At 65.5% G+C, this 23,707-nt stretch carries 24 protein-coding genes and 1 tRNA gene; 9 read left to right on the top strand and 16 right to left on the bottom strand.

Going from position 1 to position 23,707, the window contains the following annotated elements; all coding sequences use genetic code 11:
* From RMO25_RS03240 to RMO25_RS03250, 3 genes are all read right to left on the bottom strand, one after another.
* The coding region (locus RMO25_RS03240) for an exodeoxyribonuclease III (RefSeq protein WP_309661171.1) at positions 1-601 on the bottom strand (601 nt) is incomplete at its 3' end.
* A 199-nt stretch (positions 602-800) separates the two neighbouring features.
* Positions 801-1,415 (bottom strand): outer-membrane lipoprotein carrier protein LolA, encoded by a 615-nt coding sequence (locus RMO25_RS03245; protein ID WP_309661172.1) that lies wholly within the window; start codon positions 1,413-1,415, stop codon positions 801-803.
* Positions 1,416-1,512: 97 nt separating this feature from the next.
* Positions 1,513-3,843, bottom strand: a complete 2,331-nt coding sequence (locus RMO25_RS03250) for a DNA translocase FtsK 4TM domain-containing protein (protein WP_309661173.1) — start codon at positions 3,841-3,843, stop codon at positions 1,513-1,515.
* A gap of 96 nt (positions 3,844-3,939) precedes the next feature.
* On the opposite strand from RMO25_RS03250, the gene RMO25_RS03255 reads away from it, so the two are divergent.
* Entirely contained in the window at positions 3,940-5,157 is a 1,218-nt protein-coding gene (locus RMO25_RS03255; RefSeq protein ID WP_309661174.1) for an FAD-dependent monooxygenase, read from the top strand.
* On the opposite strand, the gene RMO25_RS03260 is transcribed toward RMO25_RS03255, so the two are convergent.
* The gene (locus RMO25_RS03260; protein WP_309661175.1) at positions 5,158-5,799 is read right to left on the bottom strand and encodes an LON peptidase substrate-binding domain-containing protein; all 642 of its coding nucleotides are present in this window, start codon (positions 5,797-5,799) and stop codon (positions 5,158-5,160) included. It abuts the gene before it with no gap.
* Positions 5,796-6,683 (bottom strand): tetratricopeptide repeat protein, encoded by an 888-nt coding sequence (locus RMO25_RS03265; protein ID WP_309661176.1) that lies wholly within the window; start codon positions 6,681-6,683, stop codon positions 5,796-5,798. Before RMO25_RS03265 ends, RMO25_RS03260 begins: the two co-directional genes overlap by 4 nt.
* 165 nt (positions 6,684-6,848) lie before the next feature.
* On the opposite strand from RMO25_RS03265, the gene RMO25_RS03270 reads away from it, so the two are divergent.
* A tRNA-Gly gene (locus RMO25_RS03270) sits at positions 6,849-6,923 on the top strand.
* 23 nt (positions 6,924-6,946) lie between these two features.
* Here RMO25_RS03270 and RMO25_RS03275 read toward each other — a convergent pair.
* The 3 genes from RMO25_RS03275 to RMO25_RS03285 form a co-directional block, all read right to left on the bottom strand.
* Positions 6,947-7,963: an anion permease gene (locus RMO25_RS03275; RefSeq protein WP_309661177.1), complete on the bottom strand. Its 1,017-nt coding sequence runs from the start codon at positions 7,961-7,963 to the stop codon at positions 6,947-6,949.
* Positions 7,963-8,607, bottom strand: a complete 645-nt coding sequence (locus tag RMO25_RS03280; RefSeq protein WP_309661178.1) for a DUF47 family protein — start codon at positions 8,605-8,607, stop codon at positions 7,963-7,965. The genes RMO25_RS03275 and RMO25_RS03280 overlap by 1 nt, the downstream gene beginning before the upstream one ends.
* Positions 8,608-8,707: 100 nt before the next feature.
* Positions 8,708-9,268 carry a hypothetical protein gene (locus RMO25_RS03285; protein WP_309661179.1) on the bottom strand — a complete coding sequence of 187 codons (561 nt, stop codon included), beginning with the start codon at positions 9,266-9,268 and terminating at the stop codon, positions 8,708-8,710.
* Between the two features lie 136 nt (positions 9,269-9,404).
* On the opposite strand from RMO25_RS03285, the gene RMO25_RS03290 reads away from it, so the two are divergent.
* Positions 9,405-11,570 carry an RNA degradosome polyphosphate kinase gene (locus RMO25_RS03290; protein ID WP_405051830.1) on the top strand — a complete coding sequence of 722 codons (2,166 nt, stop codon included), beginning with the start codon at positions 9,405-9,407 and terminating at the stop codon, positions 11,568-11,570.
* 7 nt (positions 11,571-11,577) lie between these two features.
* The gene (locus RMO25_RS03295; RefSeq protein ID WP_309661180.1) at positions 11,578-13,023 is read left to right on the top strand and encodes a Ppx/GppA family phosphatase; all 1,446 of its coding nucleotides are present in this window, start codon (positions 11,578-11,580) and stop codon (positions 13,021-13,023) included.
* A 20-nt stretch (positions 13,024-13,043) separates the two neighbouring features.
* Here RMO25_RS03295 and RMO25_RS03300 read toward each other — a convergent pair whose 3' ends face one another.
* From RMO25_RS03300 to RMO25_RS03310, 3 genes are read right to left on the bottom strand one after another with little or no spacing between them, the layout of a single operon-like run.
* Positions 13,044-13,823: a sulfite exporter TauE/SafE family protein gene (locus RMO25_RS03300; RefSeq protein ID WP_309661181.1), complete on the bottom strand. Its 780-nt coding sequence runs from the start codon at positions 13,821-13,823 to the stop codon at positions 13,044-13,046.
* Positions 13,816-14,340, bottom strand: a complete 525-nt coding sequence (locus RMO25_RS03305) for a rhodanese family protein (protein ID WP_309661182.1) — start codon at positions 14,338-14,340, stop codon at positions 13,816-13,818. Before RMO25_RS03305 ends, RMO25_RS03300 begins: the two co-directional genes overlap by 8 nt.
* Positions 14,337-14,666 (bottom strand): metalloregulator ArsR/SmtB family transcription factor, encoded by a 330-nt coding sequence (locus tag RMO25_RS03310; RefSeq protein ID WP_309661183.1) that lies wholly within the window; start codon positions 14,664-14,666, stop codon positions 14,337-14,339. The genes RMO25_RS03305 and RMO25_RS03310 overlap by 4 nt, the downstream gene beginning before the upstream one ends.
* Before the next feature lie 74 nt (positions 14,667-14,740).
* Between RMO25_RS03310 and RMO25_RS03315 the strand changes: the two genes are divergently transcribed.
* Positions 14,741-15,634, top strand: coding sequence for an MBL fold metallo-hydrolase (locus RMO25_RS03315; protein WP_309661184.1), 894 nt, complete (start codon positions 14,741-14,743; stop codon positions 15,632-15,634).
* 40 nt (positions 15,635-15,674) lie between these two features.
* Positions 15,675-16,082 (top strand): DUF302 domain-containing protein, encoded by a 408-nt coding sequence (locus RMO25_RS03320; RefSeq protein ID WP_309661185.1) that lies wholly within the window; start codon positions 15,675-15,677, stop codon positions 16,080-16,082.
* Between the two features lie 56 nt (positions 16,083-16,138).
* On the opposite strand, the gene RMO25_RS03325 is transcribed toward RMO25_RS03320, so the two are convergent.
* The 5 genes from RMO25_RS03325 to hemC form a co-directional block, all read right to left on the bottom strand.
* A complete protein-coding gene (locus RMO25_RS03325) occupies positions 16,139-16,711 on the bottom strand; it encodes a 2OG-Fe(II) oxygenase (RefSeq protein ID WP_309661186.1) in 573 nt (190 codons plus the stop codon).
* Positions 16,712-16,754: 43 nt separating this feature from the next.
* Positions 16,755-17,834 carry a serine hydrolase gene (locus tag RMO25_RS03330; protein ID WP_309661187.1) on the bottom strand — a complete coding sequence of 360 codons (1,080 nt, stop codon included), beginning with the start codon at positions 17,832-17,834 and terminating at the stop codon, positions 16,755-16,757.
* Between the two features lie 145 nt (positions 17,835-17,979).
* On the bottom strand, positions 17,980-18,786 hold the full coding sequence (locus RMO25_RS03335) for a hypothetical protein (RefSeq protein ID WP_309661188.1): 807 nt from the start codon (positions 18,784-18,786) through the stop codon (positions 17,980-17,982).
* Positions 18,783-19,460 (bottom strand): uroporphyrinogen-III synthase, encoded by a 678-nt coding sequence (locus RMO25_RS03340; RefSeq protein ID WP_309661189.1) that lies wholly within the window; start codon positions 19,458-19,460, stop codon positions 18,783-18,785. The genes RMO25_RS03335 and RMO25_RS03340 overlap by 4 nt, the downstream gene beginning before the upstream one ends.
* Complete coding sequence (gene hemC / locus RMO25_RS03345) at positions 19,457-20,377, bottom strand: hydroxymethylbilane synthase (protein ID WP_309661190.1); 921 nt, start codon at positions 20,375-20,377, stop codon at positions 19,457-19,459. The genes RMO25_RS03340 and hemC overlap by 4 nt, the downstream gene beginning before the upstream one ends.
* Before the next feature lie 46 nt (positions 20,378-20,423).
* On the opposite strand from hemC, the gene tsaD reads away from it, so the two are divergent.
* The 3 genes from tsaD to RMO25_RS03360 are packed head-to-tail and all read left to right on the top strand — an operon-like array spanning position 20,424 to position 23,697.
* Entirely contained in the window at positions 20,424-21,455 is a 1,032-nt protein-coding gene (gene tsaD, locus RMO25_RS03350) for a tRNA (adenosine(37)-N6)-threonylcarbamoyltransferase complex transferase subunit TsaD (protein WP_309661191.1), read from the top strand.
* Positions 21,452-22,441 (top strand): NAD(P)H-dependent glycerol-3-phosphate dehydrogenase, encoded by a 990-nt coding sequence (locus tag RMO25_RS03355; protein ID WP_309661192.1) that lies wholly within the window; start codon positions 21,452-21,454, stop codon positions 22,439-22,441. Before tsaD ends, RMO25_RS03355 begins: the two co-directional genes overlap by 4 nt.
* On the top strand, positions 22,441-23,697 hold the full coding sequence (locus RMO25_RS03360; RefSeq protein WP_309661193.1) for a transcription antitermination factor NusB: 1,257 nt from the start codon (positions 22,441-22,443) through the stop codon (positions 23,695-23,697). Before RMO25_RS03355 ends, RMO25_RS03360 begins: the two co-directional genes overlap by 1 nt.
* The last annotated feature ends 10 nt before the right edge of the window (positions 23,698-23,707 follow it).

Consider the following 23,707-nt stretch of genomic DNA (forward strand, 5'->3'; position numbering starts at 1 on the left):
GTGCGGGGACGAACTTGCGGCCGATATCCACCCAGTCATGCGCTTGCTGGAGGCGATCCAGCGCCTCCACCTCGATCGGGGTGTGGCTAACGACGTTGATCAGCGCCTTGTGGCTCCACACGTCGCATTCCAGCGGCGCGACGTTGAAGTCGCCGACCACCAAAGTCGGCTCGCGCAACTTTTCCGACCAGCGGGTCATCCGCTCGATGAAGTCGAGCTTCTGTCCGAACTTGGGGTTGAGTGTCCGGTCGGGAGTATCGCCGCCGGCGGGGACGTAGACGCTTTCGATCCGAATCCCGCAGTCCAGCCGGGCGCCGACGTGCCGCGCCTCGCCATTGTCCTGCCAGTCGTGGCGGCTGGGCTCGTGCAGCGCAACCCGGCTGACGATGGCGACGCCATGGTGCATCTTCTGGCCATTCAACTGCTGGTGAACATAGCCGTGGCGCGCGAACAAGTCGGCCGGGAACACCTCGTCGATCGCCTTGGTCTCCTGCAGGCACAGGATGTCGGGCTGCTCCTCGGTAATCAGGCGCTCGACCAGCTCGGCCCGGGCGCGGACCGAGTTGATGTTCCACGACGCGATCTTGATGGTTGCGCTCACTCCAAGGCCCCTAGCCCGACTAGTTTTGCCGCGCAAAGAAATGGCCCCCGCTCCGGGGGCTTGGAGCGAGGGCCGCCTGGCGTTCGTCACGCAAGGGATCCTGCGTGCCCGGGTAACAGGGGGAAACCCCAAGCAAATGCAGAATCGCGGTTGAAATAATGCGCCCCGTCTGACGCGGCGATGAACAAGTAGCGAACGGCTACTTTTTTTCGCGCTTTTTTGGCTCGGCATAGGTGAAGGCGCTGTCCGGCACCGCGACATTGTAACGCTGGTTGGTCAGCTTTACCGTCGTTTTCTTGTTCTGTGCATCGACCGCGGTCCAGCCGTAGAGCATCAGCCCGCCGGGCGCCGATGGCGCCCGCAAAAAGGCCAGGATCAGGGTTCCGAAATGGCTCGGGTCGCGGGCTTTGATGACGACGATCCGGGGATCGTTGTTCGGCACGACCCGCGCGCTGCCCTTGATATTGGGGACCGCCGACAGCAGCACGCCAAGCGGCGTCTTGTTGAGCGACCAGCTCGATTTCTGGCCGACCTGATAGTCGACGAAGGTCAGCTTGCCGCCGTTGGCGACCAGCAGCAGGTCGCCGCTCCCGTACTGGAAACGGACCCGTCCGGGCTTTTTCAGTTGCAGGGTTCCAGCCGCGGCGCGTCCGCGGGCGTCGGCCTGGACGAAATCGGCAGTCATCGACTGAACGGCGGCTAGATGGGCATCAAACTTGGCCAGGTCGGGTGATTCCGCAGCGGTCGCCGGCACCGCCATTGCCACAATGGCAATCGGCGTGAGGGCGCGCGCGATTCGGGTTGGAAAATTCATTACAAAGCTCCTGGAAATTTGCGCTCGTTATGCGCCTGGCCATTGAATGCGGCCTGAACCCCGAGGCTTCCCGCGGTTCATCTGGCGACAAGCGCCCTCAAAGCGGGTGCCCTTCGGGATCGATCAGCACCTCGCGCCGACCGACATGATCGGGTTGTCCGACCAGCCCTTCCTTCTCCATCCGCTCGATCAGCCGCGCGGCGCTGTTGTAACCGACCCGCAATTGCCGCTGGAGATAGGAAGTCGAGGCCTTCTGGCTTTCGGCGACGATCTGGATCGATTTTTTGTAGAGCTGGGTCTCGGCGTCGTCCTCGCCGGTTGGCTGGCCGTCGAACAGATAGCCGCCGTCCTCGGGTTCTTCGGTCACCGCCTGGATATATTCGGGTACGCCTTGCTTGCGCCAATGTTCGGCCACCGCGCGCACTTCCTCGTCGCGGACCAGCGGGCCGTGGACGCGGACGATCTGCTTACCGCCCGGCATGTACAGCATGTCGCCCTTGCCCAGCAGTTGCTCCGCCCCTTGCTCGCCAAGGATCGTCCGGCTGTCGATCTTGCTCGTCACCTGGAAGCTGATCCGGGTCGGCAGATTGGCCTTGATGACACCGGTGATGACGTCGACCGACGGCCGCTGGGTGGCCATGATCAAATGAATGCCCGCCGCGCGCGCTTTCTGCGCCAGCCGCTGGACCAGGAACTCGACCTCCTTGCCCGCGGTCATCATCAAATCGGCAAGCTCATCGATGATTACGACGATTTGCGGCAACACATCGTAGTCGAGCTCTTCGACCTCATAGATCGGCTGGCCGGTGTCGGCGTTGTAGCCGGTCTGCACCCGCCGCCCCAATTGCGCGCCCTTGGCCTTGGCGTCGCGCACCTTGGCGTTGAAACTGGGCAGGGCGCGCACCCCGAGGTTGGCCATCATCCGATAGCGCTCCTCCATTTGCTCGACGGTCCATTTCAAGGCGCGGATCGCCTTGCCGGGCTCGGTCACGACCGGTGCGAGCAGATGCGGAATGTCTTCATAGGTGCTCAATTCGAGCATCTTGGGGTCGATCAGGATCAGCCGGCACTCGTCGGGACTCATCTTGTAGAGCAGCGACAGGATCATGCAGTTCAGGCCGACCGATTTTCCCGATCCGGTGGTGCCCGCGACCAGCAAATGCGGCATCGGTGCCAAATCGGCGATCACCGGGTCGCCAGCGATATTCTTACCCAAGATCAGCGGCAGCGACATGTTCTGGTCTTCGAACGCCTGGCTACCGATCAGCTCGGACAGGGTCACCGCTTCGCGCTTCGGGTTGGGCAGTTCGATGCCGATGACGCTGCGCCCTGGGATCGTCGCGACGCGCGCCGACAGCGCCGACATGTTGCGGGCGATGTCGTCGGCCAGCTGGATCACCCGGCTGGCCTTGATGCCGCTGGCCGGCTCCAGCTCATACATCGTCACCACCGGGCCCGGGCGCACTTCGACGATATCGCCGCGAACATGGAAATCCTCGAGCACCGATTCGAGCAAGCGGGCGTTGCGCTCCAGGCCGGCGCGGTCGATCTGGGTGCGCGAACTCGCCGGCGGCGGGGTTAGGATATCGAGCGGCGGCAAGGTGTAGACGCCGCCGAACGCCAGGCTCGCCTGGCGCGCGCTGGCCTTGCGATTGGCGGCCCCGCGCCCCGCTGGGGTCACGGCCTGCGCCGGCTCGGCGACCGCGACCGCTGGCCGCGACCGCGGCGGGGCGGCGGCAATGCCCCGCTCGTCGCGTTCGTCCTCGGTGCGCCGCGGCGGCGCCATTTTGGGCCGGCCATCGCGGCGCAGCAGGCCGGATAACCAGCCCTTTTCTTCCGGCAGCAGGCCGATCGAAAGATAGCCGAGCAGCAAGCCGCCGGCCCCGAACAGCCCCAGCAAGGTCAGCCGCAGCGGCCCTTCGACCGACGGATTGCCGATTTGCGCGACGCCGAAGTCGACACCGTGCGCTGCCGCCAGCGCCAGCAGCCCGCCCCAGCCGCTAGGCAGGCCCGAGATCGCCGAACCGTTGAGCAGGCTTAAGGCAATCCCGACCAGAACCGCTCCGACCGCAGCGATGAGTAGGCCGCGGGCGATGGCGCCGGCCGGTTGCAAGCGGAGCATGCGCGTCCCGGCCAGCGCGATAACTGGCAGGAACAGCACCGACCCCATTCCGAACAGCAGCAGCAAGGCATCGCTGCCATAGGCGCCAACGCTGCCCAGCCAATTGCTCGGTGGCCCGCCGGCGGCGGTGGTGAAACTGGGGTCGGTCGAACTGTGGGTGGCCAGCGCGAGGCTGCCGGCGACGGCGATGCCGACCAGCATGGCGCCCCAGGTACGGATGGCGAAACGCTTGATCGACGCGCCCAGCGCATCGCGCCAGTCGGGTCCCAGGTCCCGTTTCCTTGCCCGCGCCGCAGCGGTCGCCATCGTCAAACCCCCGAATGTTCGCTCGCGCGAGAATGACTCGCGGTGGACTCTTGGGTCAATGGCCTTCTTGACGTCACGACGTTAATGGTCGCGGCCATGGATCGCGCCGATGTCATCATCTTCGGGGGAGGGCTGGTCGGCCTCGCCCTCGCCGCCGCGCTCGACTCAAGCGGTCTCAGCGCAATTATAATCGACCCGTCCGATCCCGACCTGCGCAAGGATGCCGCGTTCGACGGCCGCACCAGCGCGGTGTCGTCGAGCTCGATGCGGATGCTGCAGACGATCGGCGTCGCTGACCATTTCCCGGTCCCCGGCGGCCCCATCCGCCGCATCCAGGTCGCCGACGGCCTGGCGCCGGGCGGCCTCGCCTTCGACCCCGGCGACGGCGACGAGCCTTTGGGCTGGATGCACGAGAACCGCCATTTGCGGGCCGCCTTGCGCGACCGTGCCGAGGCCGGGCCCAATCTGTGGCTGTTGTGGAAATCCGCTGTCACCTCGGTCGAGCGCGATGCCGATGGCGTCCGGGTGGCCCTGGCCGATGGCCGTATACTCAGCGCGCCGCTGCTGGTCGCCGCCGACGGGCGCAATTCGTCGACGCGCGAAGCGGCGGGCATCCGCGTGGCGCGCTGGCGCTACGACCAGATGGCGATCGTCTCGACGCTGCGTCACGAACGCCCGCACGGTGAGGTCGCCTACGAAATTTTCTATCCCGCCGGCCCGTTCGCGCTGCTGCCGATGACCGACGACGACCAGGGTCACCGTTCGGCAATCGTCTGGTCGGTGGCCGCGGCCGACGCACCCGGCTGGCTATTGCTGTCCGATGAGGATTTCGCCGCCGAGGCCCGGGCCGCGATGGGCGGCTTCCTGGGCGATATCAGCTTGGCCGCGCCGCGCTCGACTTACCCTTTGGGCTTCCACCATGCGGCGCAGATTACCGCCCAGCGATTGGCGTTGCTCGGCGATGCCGCCCACGCCATTCACCCGATTGCCGGCCAGGGCCTGAACCTCGGCTTCCGCGACGCCGCCGCGCTCGCTCAAGTGCTGGTCGAAGGCGCCCGGCTTGGGCTCGACTTGGGCGACCGCCAATTGCTCGACCGCTATCAACGCTGGCGCTCGCTCGACAGCTTGATGGTGGGAGTCGCGACCGACGGCCTGACGCGAATCTACGGCATTCCCGGCCGCACCGCGTCGGCGGTCCGCCGCTTCGGCATGGGGGTGATCGAACGCTTCGCGCCGTTGAAAAACCAATTGATGTCCGAAGCCCGTGGCACCAGCGGCGACCTGCCCCTGTTGCTCAGGGGCCTGCCGATTTAGCTATTGCAGCGTCGGTTCGATATCGGCGCCGGCGTTGGTTGCCATCCGCTGGAATTGCATCAGCTGGGCGAGCAAATCCGCCCGCGCATCGAGACTCTCCGCCTCGAGCAGCGCTTGCTTGGCGCCGATGTCAAAGGGCGCGACCTGGGCGATGGCGTTGACCAGCATTTCGTCGTCCAGTCGCCCGACCGCCGACCAGTCGACCGCCAGACCGAGCACGTCGCCCAGCCGCCGCGCTTCCTGCTCGACGTCGGCGCGCAGGCTCAGCGGCAGCGCCGGTGGCTCGCTATCGTCGAATGCGGCGGCATCGACATCGGCGTTGCGGTAAGCCGTGTCGAGATCGGCTTCGGCAAGGATGCGGAAGCGGCTCGATCCGCTCAGGACGATGTTGTAGCGACCATCCTCCATTTCCTCGACGCCGACGATCTCGCCGATGCAGCCGACCCCGTAGAGCGCCGGATTGCCGTCGTCCAAGGAAAGCGGCTGGACCATGCCGATCTGCCCGCCGCCATCGAGCGCGTCGCGGACCAGGTCGCGATAGCGCGGCTCGAAAATGTGCAGCGGCAGTTGCGAACGGGGAAACAGGATGGCGCCAGCCAGCGGGAAAATCGGCACCCGCAATTTGAGCGCCTTTGGCCTCATGTGAACAGGAGCGCCGACAACCGCCGCCGCTGGCCCCGGGTCCACGGGTCGGCCAGGCCCTGCGCTTCGAGCAATTGCAGGAAGCGTTTGCGCGCCGCTCCGTCGTTCCAGTCGGGGTCGCGGCCGATGATCTCGAGCAAGCCGTCAGCGGCGGCGTCGCGGTCGCCCGTCGCAGCCTTCGCGCCGGCAAGCTCGAACCGCGCGTCGGAATCGCCCGGGTTGGCGGCGATCCTCGCTTCCAGTCCCGTCGTGTCCACAGCCGACGCAGCCGACGCCAGCTCCAGAGCAGCGCGGGCCCGGGCAATCGCTGGCTTGTCGGTGCTCTCGGTCGGCAGCGCCGCCAGAATGGCCTGCGCTTCCTCGATTTCCCCGGCGGCAACCAAGGCCCTGGCCAGCGCGCTGGCGACGTCGAGGTCGTCGGGCGCCATCTCATGAATCTGGCGAAAGATGGTCACTGCCCGGGCGGCGTCGCCCTCGGCCAAAATCTGTTCGCCCATCGCCATCAGGGGCGCAATGTCGGTCTGTGGCGCAGCGCCGTCATCGCAGATCTTGAGCTGGGTCAAAAGCTGGTCGAGCACGCTTTTGAGCTGCGCTTCGGTGCGATAGGTGGTGATGTCGGCGACCGGCTGCCCTTGGAAGAATGCATAGACCGTCGGCACCGCCTGGACGCGGAATTGGGCGGCGATCAATTTGTCCTTGGCGACGTCGATTGTGACCAGCTTGACGTCTTTGGCCGCATAGTCCGCCGCCAGTTTTTCGATCGTCGGCGACGGCTGTGCGCAGAATTCGAGGATGACCAACGCCGTCATCGACGGCTGGATGACGTCGCGCTCCAGTCGCTCGATCGCCTCGCGCTCGGCTTCGCTGAGACCTAGGGTCGCCACGCTCGTTTTGCTCCTGCTGTCTGGATTTTGTGAACCGCTCATATGGGCGGCTGGCGTCGGCGCCACAAGCCGTCTCAAGCCCTTGCCGGACCGGCGCGGCCCATGCTAGGCGCCCGCCTCACCTCAGCCGGATGACCCTAGACGGTCGCGCGGTTCAGCTCGAGAGCGGGCGTAGCTCAGGGGTAGAGCACAACCTTGCCAAGGTTGGGGTCGAGGGTTCGAATCCCTTCGCCCGCTCCAGACTTCTTTCGAATCCATCGAAGTCACTGAAAAAAGGTGGTCAGCCAATAGAATAAGGCAGCCACCGTCGCTGACGCGGGGATGGTGATCACCCAGGCGGTCATGACGTTGCCGGCGACCCCCCAACGGACCGCCGACGCGCGCCGGGCAACGCCGGCGCCGATCACGCAGCCGGTGATGGTGTGGGTGGTCGACACCGGAATGCCGAACCAGGACGCGGTGATCAGCATTACCGAGCCGCCGGCCGAGGCGCTGAACCCTTGGTGCTGCGACAGCTTGGTGATGCGCGTGCCCATGGTCTCGATGATCCGCCAGCCGCCGGTCAGCGTGCCAAGGCCGATGGCGATGTAGCAGCTGATCGCGACCCAATGCGGCACGCCAAAATCGCCGTGCAGGTGGCCGGTTGAATAGAGCAATACGGTGATGATCCCCATGGTCTTCTGGGCGTCGTTGAGGCCGTGGCCGATCGAATAAGTCGCCGCCGACACCAGATGCAGCCCGCGAAACGTTTTCTCCGCCCCGCTGGCGCTGGCCCGCAGCCCCATCCAGCTGGTTGCCAGCATGATCAGCATCGACAACAGCATCCCCAGAACCGGCGATAGTACGATCGCGATCAGCGTCTTGTTTAGGCCGGTCCATTGCACACCACTTAGTCCCGCATGCGCCACCCCGGCGCCGATGATGCCACCGACCAGCGCGTGGCTCGACGACGACGGGATACCCTTGAGCCAGGTGACGACGTTCCAGAACATCGCTCCCACCAATGCGCCGAACACCACGCCGGGCGTCACCAGATCCTTGTCGATCAGGCCCTTGCCGATGGTGTCGGCGACCTTGTGCAGCTGGGGCACGGCCAGCGACAGGAAATAGGCCGCGAAGTTGAAGAAGGCGGCGAACGCCACCGCTTTGGCCGGGGTCAAAAGCCGGGTTGCCACCACCGTCGCGATGGAATTGGCTGCGTCATGTAGACCATTGAGGAAATCGAACGCCAGCGCGATCGCGATCAGCCCGATCAATAGCGGCAGAGCGAGGTCGTGCATCAGGCGTGGTCGATGACGATGCCGTCGATTTCGTTGGCGACGTCTTCGAATGCGTCGACCACCCGCTCGAGATGCTTGAAGATTTCGCGGGCGACGATGAACCGGATGGTGCTGGTTTCGCCATATTCCTTGAAAGCTTTTTTCAGGCCGGCGGCGTGGATTTCGTCGGCTTTGCCTTCCAGGCTGACGAGTCGCTCGGTAAGTTCGTGGATGCGCCCGCCCTTTCGGCCGATGTCGCGCAGCAGCGGCATCGCCTCGGCCGTCAGAGCCGCCGATTCGACCGCCACCGCGACCATTTCCTTCATTTCGTCCTGAAGCTGGTGCAGCTCGTACATGTCGATCGCTCGCGCCGCCGTTTGCATCTCGTCGATGGCATCGTCCATCGATGCGATCAGGCTGGTGATCGCACCGCGATCGAACGGCGTCAGGAAGGTTCGCCGAACCGTCGTCAGCACGTCGCGGATGATGTCGTCGGCGTCGTGCTCGCGGTCATTGATGATCTTGAGTTGGTCCTTGGTCGAGCTATCGTCGTCGGACAGGCGCGATAGCGCATCGGCGGCCGCGACCAGCGTCGCTGCATGGGCTTCGAACATGCCGAAGAAGTCGCCCGTCCTCGGCAGCAGGCGCTGAAACCATCTGAACATTAGGATCCCCTGGTCAGGCTAGCCTGCGCCACGCTGGTCTAATCGGGAAGCGTTGCCACAGCAACCGGCCTGCTTGACGTAACCAGGCCGGGCGCCGCGACTATTTCTTAGCTTTCGCCTTGGCCGGCGCTTTTGCTTTGGCGCGAGGCTTGGCCCGGGTCGCAGGCTTTGCCTTGGTGACGGTCTTCGCTTTGCTCGCCAGCTTGGCCTTGGTCGCGGGTTTAGCCTTGGCCTTGGCCTTGACCTTGGTCGCGACCTTAGCCTTGCTTGCGGGCTTGGCTTTGCTCACTGCCTTTGTCTTGCCGGCAGCTTTGGTCTTGCCCTTGCTCTTGGCTTTTTTGCCGCGCGATTCCCCGCCAATCGCGTCGATGCTGCGCTTGGCGATGTCGAGTGCCAGCTGCCAGAAGGCGTTGCCGCGATCGATCGCCTGCTTGCTTGCGGTTTCCAACTCGGTGCCGACGATGGTGGCGAGGTCGCGGGCTTTCTTCGGGTCGCGGATGGCGGCGGCGGCGGCCACCAGGCTTGCGGCGACAACTTCGGCGACCGCCGGATTGGTGGCGATCTTCGCAGCCTTTTGGCCGGCGTCCTGCACGGCCTTCGCCAACTTCGCCCGCTTGCCCGCCCGCTTCTTGTTCTTGTCCTTGGCCACATTGCCCTCCATGTGAAGCGGGCGCCGCACCGGCTGTCCCGCGATTGCAACTGTCATACCCGCGTCACACGATTCTGTTTCAATCGTAAGACAGAACCAACGCCGCCAGGCAGCCGAATGCATGGTGGTATATGAGCCAAGGGATAGGATGGATAGCCAAACGCCCAGCGACGTTCACATGCACGAAGTCTCGGCGACCGCTGTGGCCGAGCCAACGCCGCGCTATTTCAATCGCGAACTGAGCTGGCTGGCGTTCAACCGGCGCGTGCTCGAGGAAGCCTGCAACCCAGCTCATCCCTTGCTTGAACGGGTGCGCTTCCTGTCGATTTCGGCCAGCAATCTTGATGAATTTTTCATGGTTCGGGTGGCCGGCCTCAAGGCGCACCAGGCGCTCGGCGTCGAGGAAAGATCGGCGGACGGACTAACCCCGGGGCAGCAATTGGCGGCGATTACTGTCGAGGCTGACCAGCTGGTCACCAACCAGCACGAAGTGTGGGACGATTTGCAGACGGCGCTGCGCGACGCCGGCCTGGTAGTCGTCGCTGACGAGCGGCTCGATGACGCCAGCGAAGCGTGGCTCGACAAATATTTCCGTGAACAGATCTTCCCGCTTTTGACCCCGCAGGCGATCGACCCCGCGCACCCGTTTCCGTTCATCCCCAATCGCGGTTTCTCCCTGATCTTCGAGATCAGGAAAGGCAAAGCGCAACCGGTCCGCGAGCTGCTGATGCTGCCGGTCGCTTTGCCGCGCTTCATCCGCATTCCAGGCGACGATTCGCGCTACATCGCGCTCGAAACACTGATCCGGCGCAAGACCGATTATCTGTTTCCCCGCTACGACGTGCTGCGCGGTGGCGCATTCCGGATCCTGCGCGACAGCGACATCGAGGTCGAGGAGGAAGCCGAGGATCTGGTTCGCTATTTCCGCACGGCCATCAAGCGCCGCCGCCGCGGCCGCGTCGTCCGGCTGGAGCTCGAACCGGACATGGCCGAAACGCTCGTCGGCGTGGTCAAGGACGGCGTCGATGCCGGCAACGCCATCGTCTCCGAAACTCGCGGCTTCCTCGGCATGGCGGACCTCGCCGGACTGGTTGAGGAAGATCGGCCCGACCTTAAGTTTGTGGCCTTCGACCCGCGCTTTCCCGAACGTATCCGCGAACATGGCGGTGATTGCTTTGCCGCGATCCGCGACAAGGACATCCTTGTCCACCACCCCTACGAAAGCTTCGAAGTCGTCGTTGAATTCCTCCAGCAAGCCGCCGCCGACCCCGATGTCGCGGCGATCAAGCAGACGCTGTACCGGGCCGGCAAGCAGTCGGCGATCATCCGCGCCCTGATCGATGCCGCGGACGCCGGCAAATCGGTCACTGCGGTCGTCGAACTTAAGGCGCGGTTCGACGAGGAGCAGAATTTGCTGTGGGCGAGCGCGCTCGAACGCGCCGGGGTCCAGGTCGTCTACGGCTTCATCGACTGGAAAACCCACGCCAAGGTGTCGGTCGTCATTCGCCGCGAGGACAAGGGCTACCGCACTTACTGCCATTTCGGCACCGGCAATTATCACCCGGTCGCGGCGCGCACCTACACCGATTTGAGCTACTTCACCGCCGACCCCAGAATCGGGCGCGATGCGGCCAAATTGTTCAATTACATCACCGGCTATCTCGAACCGAAGAATCTGCGCCAACTCGTCATTTCCCCGCACCAGATGCGCGGCGAGCTGTTGCGCCTGATCGAGGTCGAGATGGACCACGCGCGCGGCGGCAAGCCCTGTGGCATTTGGGCCAAGATGAATTCGCTGGTCGATCCCGCGATCATCGACAAGCTCTATGAAGCCAGCGCCGCCGGGGTGCCGATCGACCTCGTCGTACGCGGGATCTGCTGCTTGCGCCCCGGCGTTCCGGGCCTGTCCGAGACCATCCACGTCAAGTCGATCGTCGGCCGCTTTCTTGAACATGCGCGGATGTGGTGCTTCGCCAACGGCCACGAACTGCCCAATCCCGCCGCCCGCGTGTACATCAGCTCAGCGGACTGGATGCCGCGCAACTTCGACAGGCGAATCGAATATATGCTGCCGATCGACAACCCCACCGTCCACGCCCAGTTGTTGGACCAGGTTATGGTCGCCAATTTGCTCGACAATGAGCAAAGCTGGCGCTTGAACCCGGACGGGTCCTACAAGCGGCTCAAGCCCAAGCCGGACGAGGCCTTCAATCTGCACGAATATTTCATGACCAATACGTCGCTGTCGGGGCGCGGCCAGGCGCTGAAAAAGGGCCGCCGGGTGCCCAAGCTGCGTTTCCACCGCGGCCGTTAGCGCCAGAGTGCGTCCGGCCAAACCGATCGCGATCGTCGACATTGGTTCGAACTCGGTGCGTTTAGTGGTTTATTCCGGCGCGCCACGCGTGCCGACGCCGATCTTCAACGAGAAAGTCCTGGCTGGTCTCGGCGCCGAACTGGCCGCGACCGGCGAACTGTCGGCCAGGAGCCAGGAAAAGGCGCTGGCCGCGCTCCGTCGCTATCATCTGTTGATCGGTCACATGGGCGTGAAGCGCACCCGGGTGGTCGCCACCGCCGCGGTGCGTGATGCCCGTAATGGCGCGCAGTTCGTGCGGCGGATCAATGCCATCGGGTTCAACTGCGAAGTCCTGCCAGCCGGAGAGGAGGCGCGGCTGGCTGGCGAGGGTGTGCTGTCGGCCATCCCCGGTGCTGACGGCATCGTCGGCGATTTGGGTGGCGGCAGCCTTGAACTGGCCGATGTCCGCAAGGGTCAGGTAACGACCGCGATCTCGCTGCGGCTGGGCGTGTTGCGGGTCAGTGCCGACGGCGAGAAGAAAGCGTTGGAAATCTTGCGTTCGGCACTCCACGAAAGTGGCCTGGCGGAGGCGGGCGCGGGACGGCCGTTCTACATGGTCGGTGGGTCGTGGCGGGCGCTTGCCCGGATCGACATGATCGCCACCGAATATCCGCTGCCGGTGAAGCATCAATATGCGATGCGCCCGAAACGGGCCCGCGAATTGCGGCAAGTCATCAATTCGCTGGATGCGACGGTGAAGAAGGCGCTCGCCCCCGCGCGCCTCGCAACCTCGCCGGTGGCGGCGATGATCCTGGCGCAATTGACGGACGAGCTGCGACCCAGCGAGCTGGTCCTGTCCAGCTTCGGCATTCGTGAAGGCCTGCTGTTTTCGAAACTGTCGAAAGCGGTCCGCAAGCACGACCCGCTCATCGAAGCGGCGCGCGATGCCGGCGGGGCCGAGCGCCGGTTCGGGAAGCATGGCGACTTGCTTGACGATTGGATCGGCCCGGCCTTCGACGATCCGCCGGCGCTGGCCCGGATTCGCCATGCGTCGTGCCTGCTGACCGACGTCGCGTGGCAAGCGACGCCCGACTTTCGCGCCGATCGCGGCGTCGAAATGGCACTCCACGGCAATTGGGTCGGGGTCGACGCACCGGGGCGGGTGATGATGGCCCAGGCGCTGTCATCCAGTTTCGGCCGCGACAAACTGCCCAATGGCGCATTGGCGGGATTGTGCACGGCGGATGAAATCGGCCGAGCGCAGTGCTGGGGGCATGCCATTCGCCTCGGCCAGCGGCTCTCCGGCGGGGTCGGATCGGTGCTCCAGAGCACCAGTTTGATCCTCGATCCCGCAGTCCTCCACTTGCACGTTCGCGAGGCGGATAGCGCGCTGGTCAGCGACGGCGTCCGTCGCCGCCTGTCGCGCCTCGCCGAAAGCCTCGGTCGAACGCCAAAGATTCTGATATCCGAATAGGTCCATTCCCGCGACCAGCGTCAGATCAATGCTGACCCCGCTTGCCAAAGCATGTAAGTGGCGACCGCGAAGATCAGTGCTGCGAACAGCTTTGTCAGCGCGCCGCGCCGCGCACTGAGGCGCGCCGCGAGCCGTCCTCCGGCGAGGCTTCCGGCAAGGCCACCGGCGATGAACGCTGCGGCGATTCCCCAGGCGACCAGCCCGGACAGCGCATAGCTTGCCGCGGTGGTCACTCCGAAGCCGGTGACCGCAACGAGGCTGGTCGCCATCGCGTTGTAGATCGGCATCGCGGTCGCCGCGATCAGTCCGGGGACGATGAGGAAGCCGCCGCCGATCCCGAAGAAACCGGACAGCAGGCCGGTGCCGAAGCCGAACAGCAGCAGCCTGCCGGCATTGTCGCGGCCAAGCGTCACATCGGCATTGCCGAGCGCCTCGCCGCGGCGCAGCATCAGCACTCCGACGACGATCATCAACAGCGCGAACAACGCCAGCAGTGCCTGACCGTTGAATGCCTTGCCGGCGATCGAGCCAAGCGCCGCGCCCGCGATTCCCGCAGTGGCGAAAGTCAGCCCGCAGCGCCATTTAACGGCCCCGGCGCGCGCCTTGCCGGCAAGCCCGATCGCGGCGTTGGCCGCGACTCCGATCGCGCTGGTGCCGATGGCGAGATGCGGGTCGCGGATGCCAACCGCATAAACGAGGATCGGCACGGCGAGAATCGATCCGCCGCCGCCGACCAGTGCAAGGCTGAAACCGACCCGCCCGCCGCCGAGCGCGGCGACGACCAGCTGGAACTCAGTCATGCGCTGTGCTTCGGTGATTCCACGGCATCATCGCCAGCACGTGGGCCATTCCGCAAAAACCCGAGATGCCGGCAAAAACCAGACCGGCGCCGACCAACAGCGCCAGCCAGATCCAGCCCGGCGAGGCGAGCATCGACATCAGCGTGGCCACCAGTACCAAGCTGCCGGCAGCGATCATCACCTGGCGCTGCATTTCGATCGGTGCGCCGCGCACCGTCTCGACCGGAAGCCCGGCATTGCCCCAGCCGCTGATCCCGCCCTCGACGATATAGCAATCGCGCCCGGCCGCGGCGTCGGCGAGCGTGTCCGCGGCTTGCGCGGTGCGCATTCCCGAGCGGCAGTGGAAGATCAGCACGTCACCGGGAGTGCTGTCCTTCGACAGTTGGTCGAGCGGCACGTTGAGTGCGCCGGCGATCCGCTCGCGCGCATGCTCGTCGGGCTGGCGGATGTCGATCAGCGAGGCGCCGGCATCGACCATCCGGTGCGCCTCGGCGGGGGAAAGGGTCTTGATGCTCATGATGCTCCTTCCGGTTGGAGGTTGGGACAGTAAAGCTCGTGAAGCAGTCCGAGCAGGCGCGAAACGCGCTCGTCGGCGATGCGGTAGATCAACGTCTGAGCGTCGCGGCGAAAGGTGACGAGGCCTTCCTCGCGCAACCGCGCCAAATGCTGGGACAGCGCCGACTGGCTAAGCTCCATCCTTCCATTCAGTGCAGACGCGCTCAACTCCCCCGCCGCCGATAGGTGGCAGAGGATCAGCAAACGCTGCTGGTTGGCGAGCGCGCGGAGCATGGTGGCCGCGTCCGCAGATTGCTCCACTAAGCGTTCGATTTCGATATGATCCATTTTCCAGCCTTGTAATTAAGCATCTTCTAAATTAGATATACCTAATGCAATGTCAAGATGCGGGGAGAATCGCAATGACCGAGCCGGCAATCCGCGCTTTTTTCGACGAGCCCACCAAGACGGTGACTTATCTCGTCTGGGACCTGGCGACGAGTCGTGGCGTGGTCATCGACCCGGTGCTCGACTTCGATCTGGCCTCCGGCGAGGTGGATACCGAATCGGTCGAAGAGGTTCTTGGAGCGGCCGCCAGCGAGCGGGTGCGGATTGAATGGGTGCTCGAGACCCACGTCCACGCCGATCATCTCAGCGGGGCTCCGCTGATCAAGGCGCGCACCGGAGCGAAGATCGGGATCGGCGAGCATGTCAAGGACGTCCAGAATATCTTCCGCCCCCTGTTCAACGCGACCGATGTGAAGCCCGCAGGCAACGATTTCGACGGCCTGTTCGCGGATGGGGACATTGTCCGCGCCGGCGCCATGGCGATCGAGGTGCTCTACACGCCCGGCCATACTCAGGCGGACGTCAGCTACAAGGTCGGCGGTGCGGTATTCGTCGGGGACACGCTGTTCATGCCGGACTATGGCACGGCGCGCGCGGACTTCCCCGGCGGTGACGCTCACAAGCTCTACCGCTCGATAAAAAGGCTGCTCGCCCTTCCTCCGGACACCCGACTGTTCATGTGTCATGACTACTTGGCGCCCGGACGCGACCAATATGCATGGGAAACGACGGTGCGCGAACAGCGCAAGAGCAACAAGCATGTCGGCGATGGAGTCACCGAAGATGAGTTCGTCGCCATGCGGACTCGGCAAGATGCAGGCCTGTCAGCACCCCGCCTGCTGCTGCCGTCGATCCAAGTCAACATTCGCGCCGGCCGCTTTCCCCCGGCCACTGCGAACGGCGTTCAGTACATGCTGGTCCCGGTTAAGATCAAAGGCGGTGCCGATATCGATGCCGTGGCCGGATGAGCGCGAAATAGGTATGACGATTCACCGTTAGGAGCAGAACATGAGCTATTATTTTTCGACAAAAGTCGTTGGCGCCTTTGACGATGTCATCGACCGCATCCGGGAGGCGCTCAAGACCCAGGGCTTCGGGATCATCAGCGAAATCGACATGCAGGCCGCATTGCGGGAGAAGATCGGAGTCGACTTCCGCCGCTACACCATCCTTGGCGCGTGCAATCCGGCGCTCGCTTATGAAGCGCTGCAGATCGAGGACAAGGTCGGGACGATGCTTCCGTGCAATGTCGTCGTACAGGAGCGAGGCGACGGCATCGAGGTCGCGGCGATCGATCCGGTTGCCTCGATGCAGGCGATCGAGAACCACGAACTCAATGCAAAGGCGGCAGTTGTCGCAAACAAGCTGAAAGCGGCGATCGAAACCCTGCGAATGGCCGCCGAAGCCGTTGACTAGCCAGGAATCGGCTTTCTCAGCTTAGCTGGAACGCCACCCCCTCTTCTAAACGGCGCTCACACCGCGCTACGTTCGCGAAACCATTTGGTCAGGATGTATTTGGTCCCGCGGCGGACTTTCATCCCCTGGTGCAAGGTCGCCGGATTGGGCGTGCCGTCGGGCAACAGATTGTTCCACGCCAGCAGCTTGCCGGTCTCCGGCTGGATGGACTTGCCGATCGCCTTGAACCGCGTCGCGCCACCGTCCTCGAGCTGGTTCAAATAGATCATCGCGGTCCACGTCCGCTGCCCGGTGTCGGCGCAATGCTCGTAATAGGCCGCGCCGCCAGGCTCGAACGTGTCGGTGTGCGGCTTGAATTCTTGCCCTGGTGCATAGCGCTGCCCCTGAAGCGGCTCGCTGATATTGAGCGGCAGGCCGAGCAAGTCGGCGATCTGCGTATCGACCGCCCCGACCAATGGGTCATGCCAGTCAAGGTCGCAGGTCTCGCTGGTGCGAAACGCGGCGACGCCGATGTCGTCGGCAATCTCCGACGGCCGCCGCCGCGCATCAATCCGCTGGATCAACGCCCGGCACAGCGTTGGATTGAGAAAATCGCGGACGATGAACAGCGCGAGCTTCGGGCTTGGCACGCGCTGGATGCCGGGCGTACCGGCCAGCTTCGCGGCGGTTGCGTCAGAGCGTGTAGGCGGCGCCGTAGGTCATCTCATGCTGGTTGATCACCGTGCGGACAATTTCGTTCATCAGCGTCATGCGGGTAATCAGCGGGGTCGACGTGCGCTTGATCATCACCGCTACCGCATAGCTGCGTCCATCGGGCGCGGTCAGGATCCCGATATCGTTGTAACCCGCCTGGACCGATCCCAGCACCTGCCCGGTCCCGGTCTTGTGACTGAGGCTCCAGCCGGGCTTCAATCCGCCCTTCAGCCGGTTGGCGCCGGTCTTGGTATGGCTCATGATCGACAGCAATCGCGCGGTGGACGCGGGCGACAATATTTCGCCCCGCTTGAGCCGCGACAAGGCGCTGACGATCGCGCTGGGGGCGGCGCCGTCGTATGGGTCTTCGACATAGCGGTCGAACGACGACTTGCGCATCGACAGCGGCAGGGCGTTGCGGGCGGCGTAGAAGCTGTTGCCGACCGAATAGCTTTGCGACCAGATCAGGCCGGCGATCTTGCTCTGCAGCGCGCGCTCGCCATCGTAGAAGCGGATCGCCCCGAGGTGTTTGTCGGCAATCATCGCTCGCACGACGGAGGGGCCGCCGATCGAGCGCATCAATTTGTCGTTGCAGGTATTGTCGCTGGTGGTGATCGCCTTGAACATCAAATCGGCAAGCGAAGTGGTGTAACCGTCGCCGCCGATCAGCGCCGCAATCGGCTGGTGGAACAGGGTCAGGTCGGTGCGGTTCAGCGTCACCTTGTCGTCCAGCCGAACCTGGCCCCGGTCGACCGCGTCCAGCGCGGCGATCGACACCCACAGCTTGCTGACGCTCTGCTGCGGATAAAGCTCGTCGGCCTTCCAGCCGGTCTGCCAGCCCTCGTTGACCGAACGGACGGCGATTCCGACCCGCCCATCGAACCCGCGGCCGAGCGCGGTGACTCGATCGCGCAGGTACATGGGTGTTTGCGGCGGGGTATGACGGACGGTCGGTGGGGTCGGTTGCTGCTGGGCGACTTGGGTCGCGGCGGAAGCGCTGACCGTCGCCAGCCCGGCCAAGATGACGGCCAGTTGGCATCGGTTCCCCAGTGACGTCATGACCCCTGAACTCCCCGAACTCTCGTCATATTTCCAATATCTTGCCGACGCGACCTGAACGCGCGCTGTGTGGTTCGACGAACAAGATTCGCATTCGCGAGTCGCGTTGCCAAGTATCTTTTTTTAAAGAATCGGACTTGGCGCCTCAGCGCTCGGCGCCGCTACCCGACAAAAGCGCGGCGGATTCGATTTCGTCCAGCGCGCGGTGAGCAGCGACGTAGCGTCGTGCATTGGCGACCCATGCATCGGCCAGCGGCGCCCCCGGCAGCCGCATCGTTTCGGCGAGCGCATTGTCGACGTCGCCCGATTCCAGCCGGCTCAGCGCCCGCATATAACGCGCGTTGGGCTTGGCCGAAGGCACGTCGGCACGGCGGATAGCGACCAGCGAACCCATTTCGCGCCGGAAATTCAACCACCAGCTGTCCTGCGGCCCACCACCACGCAGCGCCGGCCCAAGCTTTTCATAGTCGGCGGTGAGCTCATCGAGCCGCACCGGCGCTCGCGACACGGTGACGATGGTCGCCACCGCGCGCGGATGCTGCGTGCCAAACCGGTCAACCAGCAGTGTTTCGAGATAGCCCAAAGACACGCCGCGATCGATCGCTCGCCGGGTCGCGAACGCCACGACCAGCGCATCGGTGCGCCCGGCCGAGCCTTCCGCTCGCCGCGCCGCATTCTCGACGCTGCTTAGCCGCGCTTCGAGCCCGGCGATGCGGGCCGCCACCGCCGCGGCATCGGCTTCGTCGGAGGTCGCAGCCGCCGGCGTGGTCAGAATTTGCTGCGGCGCCGCTATTGTCGCCGGCGCCGAGGGCGTAACCCCGAGGAAGCGCGCGGCGCGCTGGTAATGGGCCAGCGCCCAAACTGTCGCTGCGGCACCGAGGATGAGCAAGGTCAGGCCGATCAGCAGCCGGGCGCTCCAACTCAGGCGGCTAGGGGAAACAGGCGCGGTCATGTCGTTACACCCCTGTCGCACAGCCGCGCGGCAAGGGCCAGCAGCGCCAAATCGTCGGGCGTCGCGGCGGCGTCGCGCATCGCCCAGCCGCCGCCGGCGGCCGCCGCTGCGGCTTCGCTGATCGCGGCGAGGCGGATTGTTGCACGCTCGATTCTGGCCTGGTCGACGAGCTCGGCCAGCCGTCGGCCAGCGCGCGGCGAATGCACTGCCACGACCTGTCCTTCGAGTTTCCGCAGATCACCGGGCGGCGGCAGCGCGAGCGAGCGATAGACCGGCACCGCCCTGATCGCTTGCGGCGCGGAAATATCCACGCGATGTTCGCCGCACAAATGGAGCAACCGCGCGTCCGATGGGACCGAACCGAGCAGCTGCGCGACGCCGCCATGCCCCACGCTGGCGATGGTAAAGCCCGCCTCGCGGGCCGCATCAGCGGTCGCCTCGCCAACCGCATGGACCGGCAAATGCAGCACGCGCCGCAACCCCGCCCCGCCATGCCGCACGGCATTGGCACTGGTCAGCAACAATGCATCGAACTCGTTTGGATCGGGCACGTCCCACGCCACCGCCTCGACCTTGAACAATGGCATTGCAAACGCGTCCAGCCCCATCGCCCGCGCCCGCTCGACGGTGGCGCGTGCGCCGGGCTCGGGGCGCAGGACCGCCAGCTGCTTCATTGCGGCGCGAACAGGCTCCGGATGGACGGCGGCGCCCCCTTGAGCATCAGCAGTGCCAGCTTGCGCGGGCTGTCATCGTCGCCGCATTCGCAAACAATTTTCTCTTCGATCATGGCGCTGCCGTCCTCGGCAAACAGCTGCGCGCGCATGTGCAGCTCGCCGTCGTCGAGCAGGGCCAGCGCCGCCACCGGCGAATGGCACGACGCATTCAACGCCCGGGTGAACGCCCGTTCGGCCTGAACCGCCCAATATGTCGTCTGGTCATTGACCGTGGTCAGCACGCTTTGAATCATATTGTCGTCGGTGCGGCACTCGATCCCGAGCGCCCCTTGGCCCGGCGCGGGCAACAGGATTTCGACCGGAATCGGTACGCCGACGTCGGTCAGGCCGAGCCGTTTCAATCCCGCCGCGGCCAACAGGGTCGCATCGACCTCGCCCGCTTCGACCTTGGCCAGCCGGGTTTCGACATTGCCGCGCAGGGGCACGATCTTGAGGTCGGGCCGCATCGAGCGCAATTGCGCTGCCCGCCGCGGCGACGACGTGCCGACCGTCGCTCCTTGCGGCAGGGCCTCGATCGACGGCGCCCCGACCAGCCGGTCGCGCACGTCGCCGCGCGGCCGCATCGCCGCCAGATGAATCTCCGGCGGTCGATCGCTTTCGACATCCTTCATCGAATGGACGCAAAAATCGACCTCGCGGTTAAGCAGCGCGACGTCCAGTTCCTTGGTCCACAGCGCCTTGCCGCCGATCTCGGCCAACGGCCGGTCGATGATCTTGTCGCCGGTCGTGGTCACCGGGACGATGACGACGTGGCCGGCCGGCCAGCGTTGCGCGGCCTCGAGCGCGGCGGCGACCTTGCGCGCCTGGGCCAGCGCCAACGGCGATCCGCGCGTGCCCAATTTGATCCGACCGTTCATGGCTCTCCTCTAGTGCATCGGGGCCGGTTGAGGCAAAGGCGGCGCAATGTCCTTGATCCTCGGCCTCGAATCCTCGTGCGACGACAGCGCCGCCGCGATCGTCGGCAGCGATCGGCGGATCCTCGCCCACGCGGTGGTTGGCCAAAATGCCGCGCACCAGCCTTATGGCGGCGTCGTCCCCGAAATCGCCGCCCGCGCCCATGTCGAAATCCTGCCCGGCCTGATTCGCCGGGTGATCGACGAAGCCGGCGTTGAGGTGGCGCAGATCGACGCCATCGCCGCCACCGCCGGTCCCGGGCTGATTGGCGGCGTCATGGTCGCATTGCTCGCCGGCAAGGGCCTGGCGCTCGCTACCGGCAAGCCGCTGATCGCGGTCAATCATCTCGAGGGCCACGCCTTGTCGCCGCGGCTGGTCGATCCCGATCTCGACTTCCCCTATCTCTTGCTGCTGGTTTCCGGCGGCCACTGCCAATTGCTCGAAGTCGCCGGTGTCGGCCGTTACAAAAGGCTGGCGACGACCATCGACGATGCGGTCGGCGAGGCGTTCGACAAGGCGGCCAAGCTGCTCGGCCTCGATTATCCCGGCGGGCCAGCGCTCGAAGCCTTGGCCAGTGAAGGCGATCCGGCGGCCGTGCCACTGCCGCGGCCGTTGCTCGGTTCGCCCGAACCGCATTTCTCGTTCGCGGGCTTGAAGAGCGCGGTCCAGCGCGCCGTGGCGTCCGGCCAGCATCGCCCCGCCGACATTGCCGCCAGCTTCCAGGCTGCGGTCATCGACTGCCTCGTCGACCGCACGGCGCGAGCCCTGGAAACCAGCGATGCCCCGGCGCTGGTCGTCGCTGGCGGAGTCGCCGCCAACCGCGCGATCCGCGCCGCAATGGCCGGGCTCGCGGAGAGAAACGCCCGCTGCTTCAGCGTCCCGCCGGCCTGGCTGTGCACCGACAATGCGGCGATGATCGCCTGGGCGGGGGCCGAGCGGCTGGCTGCCGGTTTGACCGATCCGCTCGACGCGCCGGCGCGCGCCCGCTGGCCGCTCGATGACGCCGCCGAACGAGTCCGCGGCGCCGGGGTGAAGGCATGACCATCGAACGCCTGGCGGTGATCGGTGGTGGTGCCTGGGGCACGGCGCTCGCCCAAGTGGTGGCCGCCGGCGGGCGCGACACCTTGCTGTGGGCGCGCGAGCCCGACGTCATCGACGCGGTCAACGCGACCCACGAGAATCCTGTCTTCCTCCCCGGCCTCAAACTCGACCCAGCGATCCGCGCGACCAGCGATCTCGGCGAAGCCAAGGATGCCGACGCCTGGCTGGTGGTGACCCCGGCACAGCATATGCGCTCGGTGCTCGCCGAAGTGCCGGGCTGCGACAAACCCCTGATCCTGTGCTCCAAGGGGATCGACGAGCATAGCGGCCTGCTGCTCCATGACGTCGCCAAAAACGCTTGCCCCAAGGCGCCTATCGCGGTGCTGTCCGGACCGACCTTTGCGCATGAAGTCGCCGCCGGCCTGCCGACAGCGGTCACGCTGGCCGCCGAAGACGCGGCATTGGCCGAAACTCTGCGCGCCCGCATCGCCCGGCCCAATTTCCGCATCTATCTGAGCGACGACGTGATCGGCGCCGAGATCGGCGGCGCGGTCAAGAACGTGCTGGCGATCGCTTGCGGCGTGGTCGACGGCAAGGGTCGCGGCCAGAACGCCCGCGCGGCCCTGATCGCGCGCGGCTTTGCCGAGATGGTCCGCTTCGGCCTCGATTGCGGCGCGTGTCGCGAAACCCTCGCCGGCATGTCCGGCCTCGGCGACCTCGTCCTCACTTGTTCGTCGACCAGTTCGCGCAATTTCTCGCTCGGCAAAGCCATCGGCGAAGGCCGTTCGGCGGCGGAACTGATGGCCGACCGCCGCACCGTCGCCGAAGGGGCGTTCACCGCGCCGGTCCTCGCCCGCTTGGCCGCGGAGCGCGGCATCGACATGCCAATCGTCGCCGTGGTCGATGGCTTGCTCGCCGGCCGTTTCTCGGTCGACCAGGCGCTCGTACAACTTCTTGCCCGCCCGCCGCGCGCTGAAGCCAGCTGATGGCAATCGTCGAAGGCGTCGGCGCCCGCCATGCGGCATTGAAAATGCTCGATTCGGTGCTTCGTCAGGGGCGCACGCTGGATGCGGCCGCCCAAGACTCGCGCGGGCTTGCCCCGGCCGACCAGGGGTTGGCGATTGCCATCGCCGGCGAGGCGCTCCGCCGCCTTCCCGACCTCGACGCGCTGATCGACAGCGCCACCCAGCGCCCGCTCCCCGACGATTCGAAAGCGCGGATGGTATTGCGCCTCGCGCTCGCCCAGAAAATCGGGTTGGGAACTCCGGATCATGCGCTGGTGGCGACCGCGCTGCCTTTGATCGACGGCGGCCCGCGGCGACTGGTCCACGGCGTTCTTGGTACGCTGCTGCGCAAGGGGATGCCGGCTCTCGAAGCCCCACGCTTGCCCGATCCGGTCGAGCAACGCTGGACCAAAGCATGGGGCGAAGAGGTTGTTTTGGCTGCCCGCCGCCAGATCGCCCAGCGCCCGCCGCTCGACTTAAGCTTCGCCGACGATTCGGCCGCGCAATCCTATGCCACCGAGCACGGCGGCGTGTCGCTTGCCCCGCGCCACGTGCGCTTGAAGGAAACCGCTGCTGTGCCCGGCTTGGCCGGCTTCGGCGACGGCGGCTGGTGGGTCCAGGACCTCGCCGCCTCGCTCCCCGCGCGGCTGATCCCGGCCGAAGCGGCAGAGGTGCTCGACTTGTGTGCGGCACCCGGCGGCAAGACCATGCAGCTCGCCGCCGCCGGCCATCGCGTCACGGCGGTCGATGCGTCGAAAAACCGCCTTGCCCGCATCCGCGAGAATCTGCAGCGCACGAAGTTGAGTGCCAACGTGGTCCCGGTCGACGCGCTGACCTGGGCGCCCGGACGCAGCTTCGAAGGCATTCTGCTTGATGCGCCGTGCTCGGCCACAGGCACTTTCCGCCGCCATCCCGAAGTCATCTACCGCGCCCGGCCCAAGGTCATCGCCGGCAGCGCCGAGCTTCAGGCCAAGCTGCTCAACCGCGCCGCGAACTGGCTCAATCCCGGCGGTGCCTTGGTCTATTCGGTCTGTTCGCTTGAATATGACGAAGGCGAAGCAATCGTTACCGCCTTCCTGTCCGACCACCCCGATTTCCGCCTCGACAGGCCAACCGATCTCCCCGCCTTCGTTGTTCCCGACGCCGCTGGCCGCATCCGCATCCTCCCCGGCTTGCTCGACGACCAGGGCGGCCTCGACGGCTTCTTCGCCGCGCGCCTTGTCCGCTTACCCGATTAGCGTCTAATCG

Source organism: Sphingomonas sp. (genome assembly GCF_031361285.1).
Lineage (GTDB): Bacteria > Pseudomonadota > Alphaproteobacteria > Sphingomonadales > Sphingomonadaceae > Sphingomicrobium.